General features: G+C 71.0%; 18 protein-coding genes. 6 read left to right on the forward strand and 12 right to left on the reverse strand.

Annotation, left to right across the window (positions count from 1 at the left end):
• Positions 1-165 precede the first annotated feature (165 nt).
• The 8 genes from F4559_RS28070 to F4559_RS28105 form a co-directional block, all read right to left on the reverse strand.
• Complete coding sequence (locus tag F4559_RS28070) at positions 166-1,239, reverse strand: DUF2332 domain-containing protein (RefSeq protein ID WP_184673755.1); 1,074 nt, start codon at positions 1,237-1,239, stop codon at positions 166-168.
• 92 nt (positions 1,240-1,331) lie between these two features.
• Positions 1,332-2,303 (reverse strand): hypothetical protein, encoded by a 972-nt coding sequence (locus F4559_RS28075; protein WP_184673757.1) that lies wholly within the window; start codon positions 2,301-2,303, stop codon positions 1,332-1,334.
• A 54-nt stretch (positions 2,304-2,357) separates the two neighbouring features.
• Positions 2,358-3,248: an SDR family NAD(P)-dependent oxidoreductase gene (locus F4559_RS28080; RefSeq protein WP_184673759.1), complete on the reverse strand. Its 891-nt coding sequence runs from the start codon at positions 3,246-3,248 to the stop codon at positions 2,358-2,360.
• Positions 3,249-3,543: 295 nt separating this feature from the next.
• Positions 3,544-4,716, reverse strand: a complete 1,173-nt coding sequence (locus tag F4559_RS28085; protein ID WP_184673761.1) for an ABC transporter ATP-binding protein — start codon at positions 4,714-4,716, stop codon at positions 3,544-3,546.
• Positions 4,717-4,720: 4 nt separating this feature from the next.
• Positions 4,721-5,566 carry a carbohydrate ABC transporter permease gene (locus tag F4559_RS28090; protein ID WP_184673763.1) on the reverse strand — a complete coding sequence of 282 codons (846 nt, stop codon included), beginning with the start codon at positions 5,564-5,566 and terminating at the stop codon, positions 4,721-4,723.
• Positions 5,566-6,456 (reverse strand): carbohydrate ABC transporter permease, encoded by an 891-nt coding sequence (locus tag F4559_RS28095; RefSeq protein WP_184673765.1) that lies wholly within the window; start codon positions 6,454-6,456, stop codon positions 5,566-5,568. Before F4559_RS28095 ends, F4559_RS28090 begins: the two co-directional genes overlap by 1 nt.
• A complete protein-coding gene (locus tag F4559_RS28100; protein ID WP_184673767.1) occupies positions 6,453-7,703 on the reverse strand; it encodes an ABC transporter substrate-binding protein in 1,251 nt (416 codons plus the stop codon). Before F4559_RS28100 ends, F4559_RS28095 begins: the two co-directional genes overlap by 4 nt.
• A 173-nt stretch (positions 7,704-7,876) precedes the next feature.
• Entirely contained in the window at positions 7,877-8,368 is a 492-nt protein-coding gene (locus F4559_RS28105; RefSeq protein WP_184676302.1) for a YflT domain-containing protein, read from the reverse strand.
• A 337-nt stretch (positions 8,369-8,705) separates the two neighbouring features.
• On the opposite strand from F4559_RS28105, the gene F4559_RS28110 reads away from it, so the two are divergent.
• A complete protein-coding gene (locus F4559_RS28110) occupies positions 8,706-9,014 on the forward strand; it encodes a DUF4190 domain-containing protein (RefSeq protein WP_184673769.1) in 309 nt (102 codons plus the stop codon).
• Positions 9,015-9,023: 9 nt separating this feature from the next.
• Here F4559_RS28110 and F4559_RS28115 read toward each other — a convergent pair whose 3' ends face one another.
• Complete coding sequence (locus F4559_RS28115; protein WP_184673771.1) at positions 9,024-9,263, reverse strand: hypothetical protein; 240 nt, start codon at positions 9,261-9,263, stop codon at positions 9,024-9,026.
• Between the two features lie 40 nt (positions 9,264-9,303).
• Positions 9,304-10,260 carry an HpcH/HpaI aldolase/citrate lyase family protein gene (locus F4559_RS28120; RefSeq protein WP_312865858.1) on the reverse strand — a complete coding sequence of 319 codons (957 nt, stop codon included), beginning with the start codon at positions 10,258-10,260 and terminating at the stop codon, positions 9,304-9,306.
• Positions 10,261-10,360: 100 nt separating this feature from the next.
• Between F4559_RS28120 and F4559_RS28125 the strand changes: the two genes are divergently transcribed.
• Genes F4559_RS28125 through F4559_RS28140 form a run of 4 tightly spaced genes read left to right on the forward strand, consistent with a single transcriptional unit; the run spans position 10,361 to position 13,331 of the window.
• Entirely contained in the window at positions 10,361-10,696 is a 336-nt protein-coding gene (locus F4559_RS28125; RefSeq protein ID WP_312865859.1) for a hypothetical protein, read from the forward strand.
• Complete coding sequence (locus F4559_RS28130; protein ID WP_184673775.1) at positions 10,693-11,559, forward strand: aminoglycoside phosphotransferase family protein; 867 nt, start codon at positions 10,693-10,695, stop codon at positions 11,557-11,559. Before F4559_RS28125 ends, F4559_RS28130 begins: the two co-directional genes overlap by 4 nt.
• A gap of 28 nt (positions 11,560-11,587) precedes the next feature.
• Positions 11,588-12,841, forward strand: a complete 1,254-nt coding sequence (locus F4559_RS28135) for a magnesium transporter MgtE N-terminal domain-containing protein (RefSeq protein WP_184673784.1) — start codon at positions 11,588-11,590, stop codon at positions 12,839-12,841.
• On the forward strand, positions 12,834-13,331 hold the full coding sequence (locus tag F4559_RS28140) for a DUF1003 domain-containing protein (protein WP_184673786.1): 498 nt from the start codon (positions 12,834-12,836) through the stop codon (positions 13,329-13,331). Before F4559_RS28135 ends, F4559_RS28140 begins: the two co-directional genes overlap by 8 nt.
• 1 nt (position 13,332) lies before the next feature.
• Here the strand turns inward: F4559_RS28140 and F4559_RS28145 are convergent, their stop codons facing one another.
• Positions 13,333-13,821, reverse strand: a complete 489-nt coding sequence (locus tag F4559_RS28145) for a MarR family winged helix-turn-helix transcriptional regulator (RefSeq protein WP_312865860.1) — start codon at positions 13,819-13,821, stop codon at positions 13,333-13,335.
• A 96-nt stretch (positions 13,822-13,917) separates the two neighbouring features.
• Between F4559_RS28145 and F4559_RS28150 the strand changes: the two genes are divergently transcribed.
• On the forward strand, positions 13,918-15,042 hold the full coding sequence (locus tag F4559_RS28150) for an Mrp/NBP35 family ATP-binding protein (RefSeq protein WP_184673790.1): 1,125 nt from the start codon (positions 13,918-13,920) through the stop codon (positions 15,040-15,042).
• Positions 15,043-15,292: 250 nt separating this feature from the next.
• On the opposite strand, the gene F4559_RS28155 is transcribed toward F4559_RS28150, so the two are convergent.
• The gene (locus F4559_RS28155) at positions 15,293-15,697 is read right to left on the reverse strand and encodes a sec-independent translocase (protein WP_184673792.1); all 405 of its coding nucleotides are present in this window, start codon (positions 15,695-15,697) and stop codon (positions 15,293-15,295) included.
• Between the last annotated feature and the right edge of the window lie 33 nt (positions 15,698-15,730).

A 15,730-nucleotide genomic window follows, 5' to 3' on the forward strand; every position in this document is an offset into this window, starting at 1 on the left:
GATTCCGACCGCCGAACAGCCGACCGCCGACGACTCCGGACATCCCACGCGAAATGGACCGGTCGCATGCCTGTACCGGACACGGGACGTTCCGTGTGAAGGCGTACGCCTTTCGCGTGCGACCGGACGGGACGCGATGCGGCGCGTGCCGGGACGCGGCCATCCCTAGTCCCAGGCGCGGACGTCCCACGTGAACGGGACGCCGTGCGGGGCGCCCGTGCCCAGGCGCAGCGACACCCCGGCGGGCCAGAGCTTGAGCAGCAACTCGTAGTGCTCGCCCGACCGGCGCGGTTCGTAGACCAGCAGGGCCAACGGCGCCATGGGCGTGGCCCGTGCGGCGGCACCGGCCAGCACCTCGCGGCCCATCGCCCGGTCGGCGGGCGAGACGTGGTGCCACACCAGCGAGTGCCACACCACGGTCAGCACGTCGCGCTCCGGCCGGGCCAACTGCTCGGCCAGCCACTCCGGTCCGGCCGCGCGGCTGACCGGCACCGGGTCGAGCAGGGCCAGTGCGAACGCGGCCTGGAGCCGTTCGTAGTGGTCGGCGCGGTCGCCGGGCACGGCCGCCGACAGGCTCAACCTTCCATCCACTGTGGACACGTCGACCGGGTTCGCGTCGCACCCGGCGCGGCGGACCAGGCGCAGGTTGCGGGTCACGTCCGCGTCGGGCCGGCCGCACCACCCGGCGTCGAGCGTGAACGGGCTGTGCCGGTCGCCGAGCAGGTCGTCGTCGACGCGGTAGGCGACCCGGTGCGGACGCAGGTTCAGCCCGCCGGACGCGCCGACCTCCAGCAGCCGCACCGGGAAGCCGGTCCGCCGGCCGGCCGCGTCGGCGGCCAGGTGGGTCGCGGTCTGCAGGCCCCCGAACAACGGCGAACTGCGGCCGGGTTCGTCGGTGGGCACGGCGGCGGACGCGATCACCGTGTGCAGGTCGTCGGCGTGCTCCTCCAGCACGGGCAGGGCGTCGGCCCAGAACGCGCCGGCGTCCAACCGGCCGCCGACCGTGGCGTAGTGGCCGGCCAACGCGGGCGCCCGGCCTTCGAGGACGAGCCGGTGCACGGCGGACGCGAACCGCCGGGCCGGTGCGCTGGCGGCGCGGTCGCACTCGGCGCCCGCCATGATCCGCGCGGTCACGCCGCCGCCGGCCAGGTCGTCGGCCGCCGACACCAGCAGGGCGCGGGTGAGCGGGCTCGACTCCCGGCAGGCGTCGGACGCGTCGAGGAACAGCTCGGCGAGCACCCCGGTGACGTTAGCCCGGATCCCCTTGTGCGGCACCGGGACGACCGGGCTTTTCACCCTTTCACCGAGGACGTGTCACCCGGCGCCCCGGCTCAGCGCTGACCCTCCGCCTTGGGCAGCGGCCGGGCCTGGTCCATGACGCGGTCGGCGTAGCTGTCGAGCAGGCGCGTGGCCACCTGCTGCGAGTAGCCCAGGATCACGGCCCACAGCAGCAGGGCCGCCTGGGACGCCACGCCGATCAGCCCGGTCGTCACGCCCGCGCCCAGCGCCAGGATGCCGACCACGGCCAGCGAGGCGCCCAGCAGGATCTTGATGGTCGCCTGGTAGCCGATCATCACGTACGGGGACAGGCTGGGCCGGCGGCGCAACAGCAGCACCACGGCCGACAGGACCGCGCCGAACGCGCCCAGCACCTGCACCAGCCACACGTCGGTGCCCGCCGCGTCCCGGCCGGACGGGCATACCGTGGGCAGGCGTTCCGAACCGACGCACGTCGGGATGAACCCCGGCTGGAGGAAGCCGATCAGCCCGATCAGCGTGTTCACCGCGAACAGCACGACGGACGCGGCGATCAGCTTGTTGCGCAACGCACGTGACCCGACGTGCGCGAAGTCGGACCGGTCGAACGCGGCGCGCAGGGCGTCCACCACGATCTCGCGCTCGACCGACAGCGGGAACTCGCCCGGCCGCAACTCGTCCAGCGCCACGCGGCGCGGGTCGTCGTCGTCCAGGTACTCGCCCACCCGGCCGCGCAGGCCGGGCAGCCGGCCGAGGAAGCCGTTGCCCGCCGCCACGACCGCGATCTCGGCCTCGTGCAGCGACCGCCACGCCCGTTCGATGTGCCAGCCCGACCACCAGGACGCCACCGTGCGCCACCGCGACTCCTCGCGGGTGAGCATGTCCTCCACGACGGCGGCCTCCTCGACCGCGACCTCGCGCCAGCGCGCGCTCTCCGGGTCGAGCGGGTCGAGCGGGTCGAGCGCGGACAGGTCCGCGCGGACGCGGTCCAACCGCGACTGGACCACCAACCGCCAGTCGGTCACCCTCGGTCTGCGCGTGGCCATACCCGATGGTGGCAGGCGGGTACGCCGGTACTGCGATCACCCGTCCGAGTGAGATCAGGCCGACTGGGACGGTTCGACCAGTTCACGCAGCCTCGGCGGCATGCGCTTCTCCAGCCCGAACGGCTCCAAATGCGCCTGGAGCACGCCGTCGAACGCGCGTTTGACCGACACCGCGTCCCACGCGTCACTCTCCAGCACCGGCTGCTTGAAGTACGGTTGGCCGATCAGGTGCAGTTGCCTCCCGTTGCACCGGACGATCTGGCCGGTGATGCCCTCGGCCGCGTCGCTGAGCAGGAACAGCACCAGCGGTGCCACCTTGCCCGGCGTCCGGTCGGCCGGGATGGCCCGCAGCGACCGCTCGGACTGCCACACCATGCGGGTGTGCGCGACCGGGCAGACCGCGTTGACCCGGATGCCGTCGGACTCCAGGTCCAACGCCCACGACAGGCTCAGGGACGCCACCGCGCCCTTCGTCGCCGAGTACGTGCCCAGCTTGCGCTGCCCGAAGAACGCGCCCGAGGACACGTTCACGATGGACCCGCCGCCGCCCTGGTCGCGCATGGCGCGCATGGCGGCCATGCCGGTGTAGATGACGCCGAGCAGGTTGACCTCGACGGTGGTCCGGATCTGCTCCGGGTCGTCGGCCCAGGGCACCGCCTCGTAGTTCAGGCCGGCGTTGTTGACCAGCCCGTCGATCCGGCCGAACTCGGCCACGCACGTGGCGACGATCTTCTCGGCCTGCGCCGGGTCGGCCACCGTGTGCGCGCTCGCCACGGCCTGGCCCCCGTACGCCCGGATGTGCTCGGCCACGCGTTCGGCCAGGTCGCCGTCCACGTCGTTGACCACGACGGACGCACCCGCCTGCGCCGCGTGCATCGCGTACGCCTCGCCGAGACCGCGGCCCGCGCCGGTGATCACGACGGCCTTGCCGTCCAGGTTCCCCATGTCGCGCTCTTTTCCGTGTCCCCCGGCCGCACGCCGAGGTCGCCCCGCCATGTCGACCAGGGTGCGGACGCGGTACGCGGTACGGCTCCACCGGTGCGGCGAACTGTCGGGTTGCTGCGCTGAATGGCCTGTGGAATTCGTCCCCGCCGATGGCCTTCGCTAATCAGTAACGCACCGTGACATGACACCCGTACAGCGGCTCCCGTGCAGGCCAAGCGTGCGACAAGGCCATGCGCCGAACGGGCGAGCGGGCCGTTCCGGTGGGAACGGCCCGCTCCGGTCACCGACCGTGGACTCAGCCCGCGTAGGTGAGGTTCGCCCCGGTCTTCGGGTCGAAGAGCTGCACGCGGTCCGGGTCGAACCAGACCCGCGCCTCCTGCCCCTCGGTCGCGGTGGACGCGGCGGACAGCCTGGTCACCAGGGCGACGTCGCTGCCGGGCACGTCGGCCGCGCCCGCGTCGGCCGCGAGTTCGGCGAGGTGGTCCGAGGTCGCCCGCTCGGGCAGGCCGAAGTAGGCGTACTTGTCCGAACCCATGGACTCCAGCACGTCCACGTGCCCGCTGAACGTGACGCCCCGGGCCGGGTCGTCGACCAGTCGGGCGTCCTCGAAGTGCTCCGGGCGCAGCCCGAGGATGACCTCGCGCGGCGCGTCGGCGCGTTCGAGCAGGCCGCGCACCCGGTCGGTGAGCGGGACGTCGCCCAGACCGGACCGCACGGCGCCGTCCTCGACCCTGGCCGGCACGAAGTTCATCGAGGGCGACCCGATGAACCCGGCGACGAACAGGTTGGCCGGGTGGTCGTAGAGGTGCTGCGGCGCGCCGATCTGCTGCACGGCACCGCCGCGCATCACCACGACCCGGTCGCCCAGCGTCATCGCCTCGGTCTGGTCGTGCGTCACGTAGACCGTGGTCGTGCCCAGGCGCTTCTGGAGCCGGGACACCGACGTGCGCATCTGCACGCGCAGCTTGGCGTCCAGATTGGACAGTGGCTCGTCCATGAGGAACGCCTTGGGGTTGCGCACGATCGCGCGGCCCATGGCCACCCGCTGGCGCTGACCGCCGGACAGGTTGGCGGGCTTGCGGTCGAGGTGGTCGACGAGGTCGAGGATCTCGGCCGCGTCCCGCACCTTCCGGTCGACGGTGGTGTCGTCGACCTTGGCCAGCCGCAACGGGAAGGCCATGTTCTCCTGCACCGTCATGTGCGGGTACAGCGCGTACGACTGGAACACCATGGCGATGTCGCGGTCCTTGGGCGCGCGCTCGTTGACGCGTTCCCCGCCGATGCGCAGCTCGCCGGACGTGATGTCCTCAAGGCCCGCGATCATGTTGAGGGTGGTGGACTTCCCGCAGCCGGAGGGTCCGACCAGGATGACGAACTCGCCGTCGGCGATCTCGATGTCCACGTCCCGCACGGCCACGGCGCCGTCGGGGTACCGCTTGGTCACCTTGTCGAGCACGATCTCGGCCATCACGTCACCCCTTCACCGCGCCGGAGGTGAGGCCGGCGACGATCCTGCGCTGGAAGAACAACACGAACAGCACGATCGGGATCGTGATGACCACCGCGGCGGCGGCGATCGACCCCGTCGGGTCCTCGAACTGCGAACTGCCGGTGAAGAACGACAGCGCCACCGGAACCGTGCGCGAACTCTCGGTCGAGGTCAGCGAGATCGCGAACAGGAAGTCGTTCCAGCAGAAGATGAACACCAGGATCGCCGTGGTGAACACGCCCGGCGCGGCCAGCGGCGCGATCACCCGGCGGAACGCCTGCCCCGGCGTGGCGCCGTCCATCTTGGCCGCCTTCTCCAGCTCCCACGGGATCTCCCGGAAGAACGCGGACAGCGTGTAGATGGCCAACGGCAGCGCGAACGTGATGTAAGGCAGGATCAGGCCGGGCCACGTGTCGAACAGGCCGAGCGTGCGCTCGATCTCGAACAGCGGCGACACCAGCGAGATCTGCGGGAACATCGACACCAGCAGGGACACGCCGACGAGCGCGCGTTTGCCGGGGAAGTCCAGCCGGGCGATCGCGTACGCGGCCATCGTGCCGAACACGACCGCGATCGCCGTGGCGATGAGCGCGATGCCGATCGAGTTCACCAGCGCGCGCACGAACTCCGCGGTGCCGAAGATCGACGAGTAGTTGTCCAGCGTCCACTCGCGCGGGATGAAGTTGCCGTCGCCCATCGTGGCGGTGGTCTTGAACGACAGCGACACGATCCACAGCACGGGGAACAACGCGTACGCCACGACCAGGACGTTGAGCACGGTCCAGCGGGCCTTGCGGGCGGGGGTCTGGGCCCCTCCGATGCCGGCCATCAACGCCTCCCCTCGCTGTCGCTGCCCGGCGCGGAGGTGCCGAACAGCTTGATGAAGACGAACGCGATCAGCGCGACGGCCAGGAAGATCAGCACGGACATGGTCGACCCGATGCCCAGGTTCAGGCCCTTGATCAGGTTGTTGTAGGTCACCATCGACACCGACGACGTGCCCTGCGAACCGGCGGTGAGCACGAACAGGTTGTCGAAGATCCGGAACGCGTCGAGCGTGCGGAACAGCAGCGCCACCAGGATCGCGGGCTTCATCACCGGCACGATGATCCGGGTGAACCGCTGCCACGCGGACGCGCCGTCCACCGCCGCGGCCTTGAGCAGGTCCTCGGGCACGAGCGCGAGACCGGCCATCAGCAGCAGTGCCATGAACGGCGTGGTCTTCCAGATCTCGGCCAGGATCACGGTCAGGATCGCCGGCACCTTCTCGGTGAGCACGGGGTCGCCGCCGGCGAGTTCGGCCAGGTAGCCGGTACCCGGCGTCCACGCGTACCGCCAGGAGAACGCGGCCACGACCGTGACGATGCCGTAGGGGATGAGCGTGGACGTGCGGACGATGCCCCGGCCCACCAGCGTGCGGTGCATGACCAGCGCGAGCGCCATGCCCAGCACGAGTTCGACCGCGACGGACACGACCGTGATCACGACCGTGATCCACAGCGCGTTCCACCAGTACGGGCTCGACAGCACGGTGACGTAGTTGTCCAGGCCGACGAACTCCGTGCGGTCGGGGAACTTCAGGTCGTAGCGCCGCAGCGACAGCCACACGGAGTAGACGATCGGCCAGCCGGCGACGGCGGCCATCACGAGGATCGCGGGCAGGCACAGCAGCAGGCCGAGGCGGCGTTCGGCCTTGCGGCCCGCGGAGAGCGCGCTCACGGCAGCACCCCCTTCGAGTCGAGCGCGTCCTGGAGTTCGGCCCGCATCCGGTCCCCCGTCGCCTTCGGGTCGATGTCCGCGGGCGGCGACAGGATCGTGGAGATCACCGTGGAGACGTTCTGGTACGCGGGGGTCACCGGTCGCGAGCCGGAGGACTTCAGGGCGTCGAGGATGGCGTCGCGCATCGGGTACGGCTTGGCCATGTCCGGGTCGTCGTAGACGGATTCGATGGTGGGCGGCACGCCGTCGTTGACGGCGGCGAACTTCTGGCTCTCCGCGTCACGCAGGCAGCGCACGGCGTCGAACGACTCCCGCGAGTGCTCGGTGAACGCGCTGACGGCGTAGTTGATGCCGCCGACGGTGACCTTCGCCGGACCGCCGTCGATCGACGGGTACGGCGCCCACTTGAAGTTGGCCGCGAAGTCGGGCTTCTTCTGCGCGGCGGCGTAGACGTAGGGCCAGTTGAGCATGAACGCGGCCTTGCCGCCCTCCATCGCCAGGCGCGACACGTCCTCCGTGGAACTGGCGAACGACGGGTCGACCACGGGCGACGTGGCGAACTTCTTCAGTACTTCCAAGGCTTTCACGGCACCGTCGTCGACGAGGGCCTTGGTGCCCGAGTCGTCGACGATCCTGCCGCCGGCGGAGTTGACGAGCGTGTTGTAGAGGACGACCAGCCCCTCGTACTGCTTGCCCTGCGCCTCGATCAGGCCGGGCTTGCCCTGCTCCTTGAGCTTCGTGCCCATCTCGATCATCTCGTCCCACGTCTCCGGCGGCGTGGGCACCAGATCGCTGCGGTACCAGAGGAGTTGGACGTTGGTGTTGTCCGGTGCGCCGTAGAGCTTCCCGTCGTAACGGGCGGTGTCCAGCGGCGTTTCCAGCGTGCCGTCCTCGACGGCGGTCTTGTCCGCGCCGGTGAACTCCTTGATCCACCCGGCTTCGGCCAGCTCGGCCGTCCACGTGACGTCGAGCGCGAGGACGTCCATCCCGGTGTCGCCGGCGGCGAGCCGGCGCACCAGCTGCTCCCGCTGGCCGTCGGCCTCCCGGGGCAGCTTGTGGTAGACGATCTCGTAGCCGTCCGCTTGGTCGTTGCAGCGGTCGACGATCTTCTGGAAGCTCTCCTGCGGGTACTTGTAGACGTTGACTGTGATCCGCCCGTCGTCCGAGCCACAGCCGGCCAGCCCGGCCGCCGCGATCACCGCGACGACACCCAGGACTGCCGGCCGACGTCGGTACGCGCCCCTCATCGGCCCCTCCCTCCTTCCGACGGCGAAGGAGCCAGACCGCGAACGCCCGGCACCTCGTCGTGCCACGCCGCGTGACGCAAGTCACCCGGTGGAACGAACGTAGGCCCGGTGATCAGGTGCCGCAACCACCGGAGCCCGGCCAGGCGTTACCCGGTGTGCGGAATCGCGAAACCTCAGTCCTTGCGCACGTCCGAGGGACGCATGGCCAGCTTGGCGAGCAGATCGCGGCCCCGTTCGGCCGAACGGGGCTGGCACAGGACGTCGTAGCGGCCCGCGACCAACTGCGACGCGGACTGGAAGTCCCGTTTGCCGCGCGTGGAGCCGTAGCCGACGGCCGCGAAGATCACGCCGAACGCGATGCCGGCCACCAGGCCCGCGATGATCGGCCCGATGCCCGCGCCGGGCGCGGAGTTGAACAGCGACAGCAGGATGCCGACGAAGAAGCCGAACCAGGCGCCGGACGCGGCACCCGTGCCGAGCACCCGGGCCCAGGTGAGCCGGCCGGTGACCCGCTCGACGAGCATGAGGTCGACGCCGACGATCGTCACCTCCTGGACCGGGAAGTCGCCGTCGGCGAGGAAGTCGACGGCGCGCTGGGCTTCCTCGTACGTGCCGTAGGAACCGATCGGCCACCCCGTCGGCGGCGTCGGCAGGCGCGGGGTCATCCCGGGCCGGGCGTTCTGGGGACCGGGCGAGAACGAACCAGTCACGTCGACCACCTCTCGCGGTGCTGATCACCCCATCCTGCCAACCCGGGGCGAACCACGCGAAACGGCCTGCCACGAGTGCGCCGGACCACACCGGAGGAGGGTGTCCTTCCGTACATTCCCGGTGTCCCAGCGTGTATTTCGAGGCGTCCGAACGCGCAATTCCGCGTGTCCGAGCGGAGGACTCGCGCGATTTCGCCACAGGAAGGTCACGAAGTTCCGGACGGCGTCCCGATATGTGCGAATCTCGGGTTATCCTGCGCACCCCGAAAGCTCAAGAGGGGAAAGCAGGCACATGTCCCAGTCCTACCCGCCTCCGCCGCCCGGTTACCACCCGACGCAGCCGCGGGGCACCAACAGCCTGGCGATCGCCGCGCTGATCTGCGCGTTCGTCTTCTCGCCGGTCGGCATCATCCTCGGCATCATCGCCAAGAAGCAGATCCGGCAGACCGGCGAGGAGGGCTCCGGCCTGGCCACGGCCGCCCTCGTGATCAGCATTTTCTTCACGGTGGTCGCGGTGATCGCGATCATTCTGTCGTTCGTGGTGTTCGCGGCGGCCGTGGACCAGATCAACGACCTGCCGAACTACGTCCCGACCACTTGATCCCGAGGATCAGGCCGCGACGATCTCCAGTTCGCCGCCGCAATGGCGGCACACGTCCGCGAAGACGTGGACGTCGGCAGCGCATCCCGGGCACGAGCGGATGCTGCGGCTGAGGAGGTCGTCGGCGGGCCGGCGGCGGAACAGTCGGCGGCCTAGTCGGATCACGCGGTGTCGGGCCATACCCGACACCATGCGCAGGTCCCACCCCGTGATCGCCAGTCCTGGGCGGTGTGACGTGGTGATGCTCACCGGCGGGGTCGACGCAGTGCGACCCCGCCGGTACCGGCAGTCAGGAGGACGGCGTCCAGACGTCCGCGCGCACCAGTCCCGCGGCCCGGCCCTTCGCCGAGATCACCAGCGCCATCTTGCGCGACGCCTCGTCGATCATCTCGTCGCCGAGCATCACCGCACCGCGCCGACCACCCGCCTCGGACGTGAAGTGCGCGTAGGCGTCCAGGATGTTCTCCGCGCGGTCGAAGTCCTCTTGGCGCGGGCTGAACACCTCGTTCGCCGCCTCGATCTGGCCGGGGTGCAGCACCCACTTGCCGTCGAAGCCCAGCGCGGCCGACCGGCCGGCCACCCGCCGGAACCCGGCCACGTCGCGGATCTGCAGGTACGGGCCGTCGATCGCCTGGAGGTCGTACGCCCGCGCGGCCATCAAGATCCGCATCAGGATGTAGTGGTAGGCGTCGCCGACGTCGTAGCCGGCCGGCTGCTCGCCCACCACCAGCGACTTCATGTTGATCGACGCCATGAGGTCCGCCGGGCCGAACACGATCGTCTCCAGGCGCGGCGACGAGGCGGCGATCGCGTCGACGTTCGTCAGCCCCAGGGCGTTCTCGATCTGCGCCTCGATGCCGATCCGGCCCACCTCGAGGCCCGTCGCCTTCTCGACCTGGGTGAGCAGCAGGTCGAGCGCCTGGACCTGCTGCGCCGTCTGCACCTTGGGCAGCAGCAGGCAGTCCACGTGCGCGCCCGCGCCCTCGACCACCTCGACGACGTCGCGGTAGGTCCACTCCGTGGTCCAGTCGTTGACCCGCACGACCCGGGTCCGCGCACCCCAGCCCCCCTCGTTGAGCGCCGCCACGATCGTCTTGCGCGCGTCGGCCTTGGCCAACGGGGCGCAGGCGTCCTCCAGGTCCAGGAAGACCATGTCGGCGGGCAGGGTGCGGGCCTTGTCGACCATCTTCCGGCTCGACCCCGGAACCGCGAGACACGAACGTCGGGGACGCTGCCGGTCGACCACTGGGGAACCTCCTCGATGTCGGCACGGAGCGTGGCACGGGTCACCGGCGTCCGCCATCGGCCTGAGTCGCGCCTCACACCACGCGTGGCAGGCTGGGACCGTGGAACTCGCACAGGTGCTGGACAACGCGCTGCGCAAAGCCGCCGCGCTGTGGGTCCGACCGGCCGGTCACCCGCCCCGGCTGGTCTGGGCGCTGTGGCGCGACGGCGCCGTGCACGTCGCGGTCGGCGGAACCGGGCAGGTCGTGCCCGGACTGGCCGATGGGGTGGACTGCACGCTCACCGTCCGCTCGCCCACGACCCACTCGCACCTGGTCGACGTCACCGCGACCGCGCGGCTGGTCGACCCCGACGACGACACGGCCGCCGCGCTGCGGTCGGCCCGGCTCAACGGCCGACCGGACTGGGATTCGGTCTACCGCTGGGACATCCCGTGATCACCGCACCGGCGGACTTCGCGGTCGACCTCGGCGCCGAGGCCCGGCGGTGGCGCGACACGCTGCCCGCCCTGGCGACGAGGTACTGCTCCCGCTGGGCGCTGACCCCCGACGGCGACCCGATGTTCGGCTACGTCGCGGCCGTCCTGCCCGTGCGCCGGGCCGACGGGCACCCGGCCGTCCTCAAACTCACCTGGCTCGACGAGGAGACCCGGTCCGAACCCCTCGCCCTGGCCACGTGGAACGGCGACGGGGCCGTTCTGCTGCTCGACCACGACGACGCGGACGGCGCACTGCTGCTGGAACGCCTCGACGCCGACCACTCGCTCGCGGACGAACCGATCGCCGCCGCCCTGGCCGTGATCGGCGGACTGGTCCGGCGGCTGACCGTGCCGGCGCCGGCCGGGCTGCGCCGCGTCGTGGTCGACGACCTGGCCGCGCGCAACCGGGAACTCGGCACGCCGGTGGAACCACGCGTCGTCGACCACGCGGCGGGCATGGGCCGTGAACTGGCCGCGTCCGCCGCACACCTGCTCGTCAACGAGGACCTGCACTACGGGAACGTGCTGCGGGCGAGCCGCGAACCGTGGCTCGTGATCGACCCCAAACCGCTGTCCGGCGACCCCGAGTACGGCGTGATCCCGCTGCTGTGGAACCGGCTCGCCGAACTCGACGGCGAACGCGGGCTGCGCGACCGGCGTGCCGCGGTCGTGGCCGCCGCCGGACTCGACCCCGACCGGACCCGCGCGTGGACGTACTACCGGGCCGTGGTGAACCACCTGTGGGCCGTCGAGGTCGGCGACCGGGCGTTCGCCGACCGGCTGGCCGCGATCACGCGGTCCACTGTGGAGCGGGCGGCATGACCGACCGGCGACGGCTAGCCTGATCACCGTGGTCGTCGTGAACCGGGTCTTCGCCGCTCAACTCGCCGGATTGCCCGTGTTCGGGCCGGACGGCGAATCCATCGGCAAGGTCCGCGACCTCGTCGTCGGACTGCGGATCGACCGGCAACCGCCGCGCGTCCTCGGACTGGTGCTCGAACTGGCCACCCGGCGTCGCATCTTCGTGCCCATGCTGCGCGTGACGACGATCGAGCCGAACGCCGTGAGCCTGGCCACCGGAACGGTCAGCCTGCGCCAGTTCCACCAGCGCGCCAACGAGGTCCTGGTCGTCGGCGAACTGCTCGACGCCCGCGTGCGCATGGACTCCGGCGCGCAGGCCGTCCTGGTCGACGCGGCCATGGAACCGACCCGCACCCGCGACTGGCGGATGACCCGCGTGGCCGTGCGCGAGCGCACCGGACGGCTCAGCCGGCGCGGACCCGTGCAGGTGCTGGCGTGGGAGGACCTGACCGGGCTGTCCATCACGGAACTCGCCGGGCAGCCGCAGGGCGCACAACACCTCGTGGCGCTCTTCGAGACCATGCGCGCGGCCGACGTCGCCCTGGCGTTGCACAGCCTGCCGTCCAAACGCCGGTACGAGGTCGCCGAAGCCCTGGACGACGAACGGCTCGCCGACGTCATCGAGGAGATGGCCGAGGAGGACCAGAAGGACCTCCTCGCCCACATGGACGAGGAACGCGCGGCCGACGTGCTCGAGGCGATGAACCCCGACGACGCCGCCGACCTGCTCGCCGAACTGCCCGAACCGGAAAAGGACCGGCTCCTGGACCTGATGGAGCCCGAGGAGTCCGCGCCGGTCAAGCGGTTGCTCAAGTACAGCTACGACACCGCCGGCGGTCTGATGACCCCCGAACCCGTCGTGCTCGCGCCCGACGCCACCGTGGCCGAGGCGTTGGCGCACGTGCGCAACCCCGACCTCACACCCGCACTGGCCAGTATGGTGTTCGTGTGCCGGTCGCCGACCGCGACGCCCACCGGCCGCTACCTCGGCTGCGTGCACATCCAGCGCCTGCTCCGCGAACCGCCGTCCGACCTGGTCGCGGGCGTGCTGGACACCGACATGGCGACTCTGTCGCCGACCGCGTCGCTGGGCGAGGTGACCCGCTACTTCGCCGCGTACAACCTGGTGTGCGGCCCCGTGGTCGACGAGGCCGAGCACCTGCTCGGCGCGGTGACCGTCGACGACGTCCTGGACCACCTGCTGCCGGACAACTGGCGGGAAACGGGGTTGACCAATGCCTGAGCTGCTGCCACGACGCAGACTCGACCAGCCGCGCCAACCGGCCCGGTTCCGGCTCTCCCTGGACCCGGAGGCGTTCGGCCGGTTCTCCGAACGGCTGGCCCGGTTCCTGGGCACCGGAAAGTTCCTGTTCTGGCAGACGCTGCTCGTGCTCGCGTGGATCACGCTGAACCTGGTCGCGGTCGAGTACTCGTGGGACCCGTACCCGTTCATCCTGCTGAACCTGGCGTTCTCCACGCAGGCCGCCTACGCCGCACCGCTGATCCTGCTGGCCCAGAACCGGCAGGACGACCGGGACCGGGTGTCGCTGGAGGAGGACCGGACGCGGGCCGCGCAGACCAAGGCCGACACCGAGTACCTGGCCCGGGAACTGGCCGCGTTGCGGCTGGCCGTCGGCGAGGTCGTGACCCGGGACTACCTGCGCAGCGAACTGGACCGCGTGCTGCGCAAGACCCGACGGCGTGCGCTCAAGGACTCCGAGGTGGGGTCCTAGGTCAGACCTGGCCCTCGTCGACGAGCTTGGCGCAGGACCGGCCGAAGCGCTCCAGCTCGGCGGCGTCGAACACGTCGCCGAAGTGGCGGGCCACGCCGGTCAGGTGCGTCCCGCCGGCGGTGCGCAGCCGGTCGACGCCCTGGGCGGTGAGGACCGCGACGACGCCCCGGCCGTCACCGTCGGCGCGTTCGCGCAGCACCAGGCCGGCGCGTTCGAGCCGGTCCACGAGACGGGTCACGCCGGAGCGCGACAGCAGGACCGCGTCGGCCAGTTCGGTCATCCGCAGTCGGTGCCGCGGCGCCTCGGCCAACTGGACGAGCACGTCGTAGGCCGCCAGGGACAGGCGCTGTTCGGCGATCAGCTCGGCCTCGAGGACCCGAGTGAGCCGCGCGTGGGCGCGGAGGAACGATCGCCACACCCCCAGCTCGGTTCGGGTGGGCAACCGGGCACTTCCGGTTTCCGGCACGGGCCACGATGTTACGGAAAGCACCCGGCCGACTCCCCTGCGGCCCCCGTCTTCCCGGGTCCGCGATCGCCGTAGCATGGGAGGTCGGAGCCCCATCCCGTTGATATTTAAGGCGATCCTGTGTTCCCTACTGCTGACGACGTGCGCAAGGCGCTGGCCGGCGTGCACGACCCCGAGATCAAGCGTCCGATCACCGAGTTGGGCATGGTGAAAGACGTCGTGGTCGGCAAGGACGGCGTCGTCGACGTCGCCGTCTACCTGACCGTCCAGGGGTGTCCGCTGCGGGACAAGATCACCGCGGACGTGACGGCGGCCGTCTCGGGACTGCCCGGCGTGACCGGCGTGCGGGTGGCGTTGGACGTGATGTCCGACGCGCAGCGGACCGACCTGCGCAAGATGCTGCGCGGCGGCGTGGACGAGCCCGTGATCCCGTTCGCGCAGCCCGGGTCGTTGACGCGGGTGTACTGCGTGGCGTCGGGCAAGGGCGGCGTCGGCAAGTCGAGCGTGACGGTCAACCTGGCGGTGGCGATGGCCGCGCGCGGGCTGTCGGTCGGCGTGGTGGACGCGGACATCTACGGGCACTCGATCCCGCGGATGCTGGGCACCGAGGCGCGGCCGACCCAGGTCGAGAAGATGATCATGCCGCCGCAGTCGCACGGCGTGAAGCTGATCTCGATCGGGATGTTCACGCCCGGCAACACGCCCGTGGTGTGGCGCGGACCCATGCTGCACCGGGCGTTGCAGCAGTTCCTGGCCGACGTGTTCTGGGGCGACCTGGACGTGCTGCTGCTGGACCTGCCGCCCGGTACCGGCGACGTGGCGATCTCCGTGGCGCAGCTCGTGCCCAACGCCGAGATCCTCGTGGTGACCACGCCGCAGCAGGCCGCCGCCGAGGTGGCGGAACGGGCCGGGTCGATCGCGTTGCAGACGCGGCAGCGGGTCGCGGGCGTGATCGAGAACATGTCGTACTACGAACTCCCCGACGGCACCCGGGCCGACATCTTCGGGTCGGGTGGGGGCGCGGCCGTGGCGGCTTCGCTGACCGCGGCCGTGGGCGCCGACGTGCCACTGCTGGGCCAGGTCCCGCTGGACCCGCGCCTGCGCGAGCAGGGGGACGCGGGCACCCCGATCGTGCTGGCCCACCCCGAGTCACCCGCCGCCGGCGTGCTCACCGACGTGGCACGCCAACTGTCCGTGCGCTCACGCGGCCTGGCCGGCCGCCTGCTCAACGTCTCCCCCCGCTGACCCGCGCGAGTTATGCGTTCGGACACCGCGAGTTGTGCGTTCAGGCACCGCGAGTCCTCCACTCGGACACCCCGAAATACGCACTCAGGCACCCTGGACCGCCTCTGGCGGTTCGGGGTCTCGAAGGTCCGGCAGCTCTCGGCCCGCAACGTGCAGGCAGCGCACGGGGGTTCGGGGTCCCGAGCGCACATTTCGCGGTGCCTGAACGCACAACTCGCGGTGTCCGAACGCATAACTCGCGCGATGGGGGTCAGGTGGCGTCGGGGTCGTACGGGGGGCGCTCGCCGTTCTGGAGGGGGCGCTCGCGTTCCCGCTCCCGCGCGCCCTGAGGGCTCGGCGGGGCGGACGACTGGACGGCCGGGTGCCCGTTGGCCTTGGTGGGCTCGGGCAGGTCGTCCCACAGGTGCTTGGTGATGGCGCGTTTCGGGTCGAAGTTGCGCAGCTCCCTGAGGTCTTCCAGGGGTTTGCGGAGCGACTCGAACTCCGGTCCCATCTCGTTCTTGAGCTGGTCGCGTGCGCCCGTGGCGTACTCGCGGACCTGCCGCAGCGTCTTGCCGACCCACGCCGCCGCCGACGGCAGCCGTTCCGGTCCCAGGATGAACAGGCCCGCGACGATGATGACGAGGATCTCGACCCAGCCGATGCTGTCGAACACGCCCCTTGCCTCCTCCACGCCCCTCAGCGGCCT

This window comes from Saccharothrix violaceirubra (genome assembly GCF_014203755.1).
Taxonomy (GTDB): Bacteria; Actinomycetota; Actinomycetes; order Mycobacteriales; family Pseudonocardiaceae; genus Actinosynnema; species Actinosynnema violaceirubrum.

Bases quoted from the DNA above. Each gene is read 5' to 3' on its own strand.
- F4559_RS28075 (WP_184673757.1), bottom strand. From the start codon at position 2,303: ATGGCCACGCGCAGACCGAGGGTGACCGACTGGCGGTTGGTGGTCCAG.
- F4559_RS28080 (WP_184673759.1), bottom strand. From the start codon at position 3,248: ATGGGGAACCTGGACGGCAAGGCCGTCGTGATCACCGGCGCGGGCCGC.
- F4559_RS28085 (WP_184673761.1), bottom strand. From the start codon at position 4,716: ATGGCCGAGATCGTGCTCGACAAGGTGACCAAGCGGTACCCCGACGGC.
- F4559_RS28090 (WP_184673763.1), bottom strand. From the start codon at position 5,566: ATGGCCGGCATCGGAGGGGCCCAGACCCCCGCCCGCAAGGCCCGCTGG.
- F4559_RS28100 (WP_184673767.1), bottom strand. From the start codon at position 7,703: ATGAGGGGCGCGTACCGACGTCGGCCGGCAGTCCTGGGTGTCGTCGCG.
- F4559_RS28105 (WP_184676302.1), bottom strand. From the start codon at position 8,368: ATGACCCCGCGCCTGCCGACGCCGCCGACGGGGTGGCCGATCGGTTCC.
- F4559_RS28110 (WP_184673769.1), top strand. From the start codon at position 8,706: ATGTCCCAGTCCTACCCGCCTCCGCCGCCCGGTTACCACCCGACGCAG.
- F4559_RS28140 (WP_184673786.1), top strand. From the start codon at position 12,834: ATGCCTGAGCTGCTGCCACGACGCAGACTCGACCAGCCGCGCCAACCG.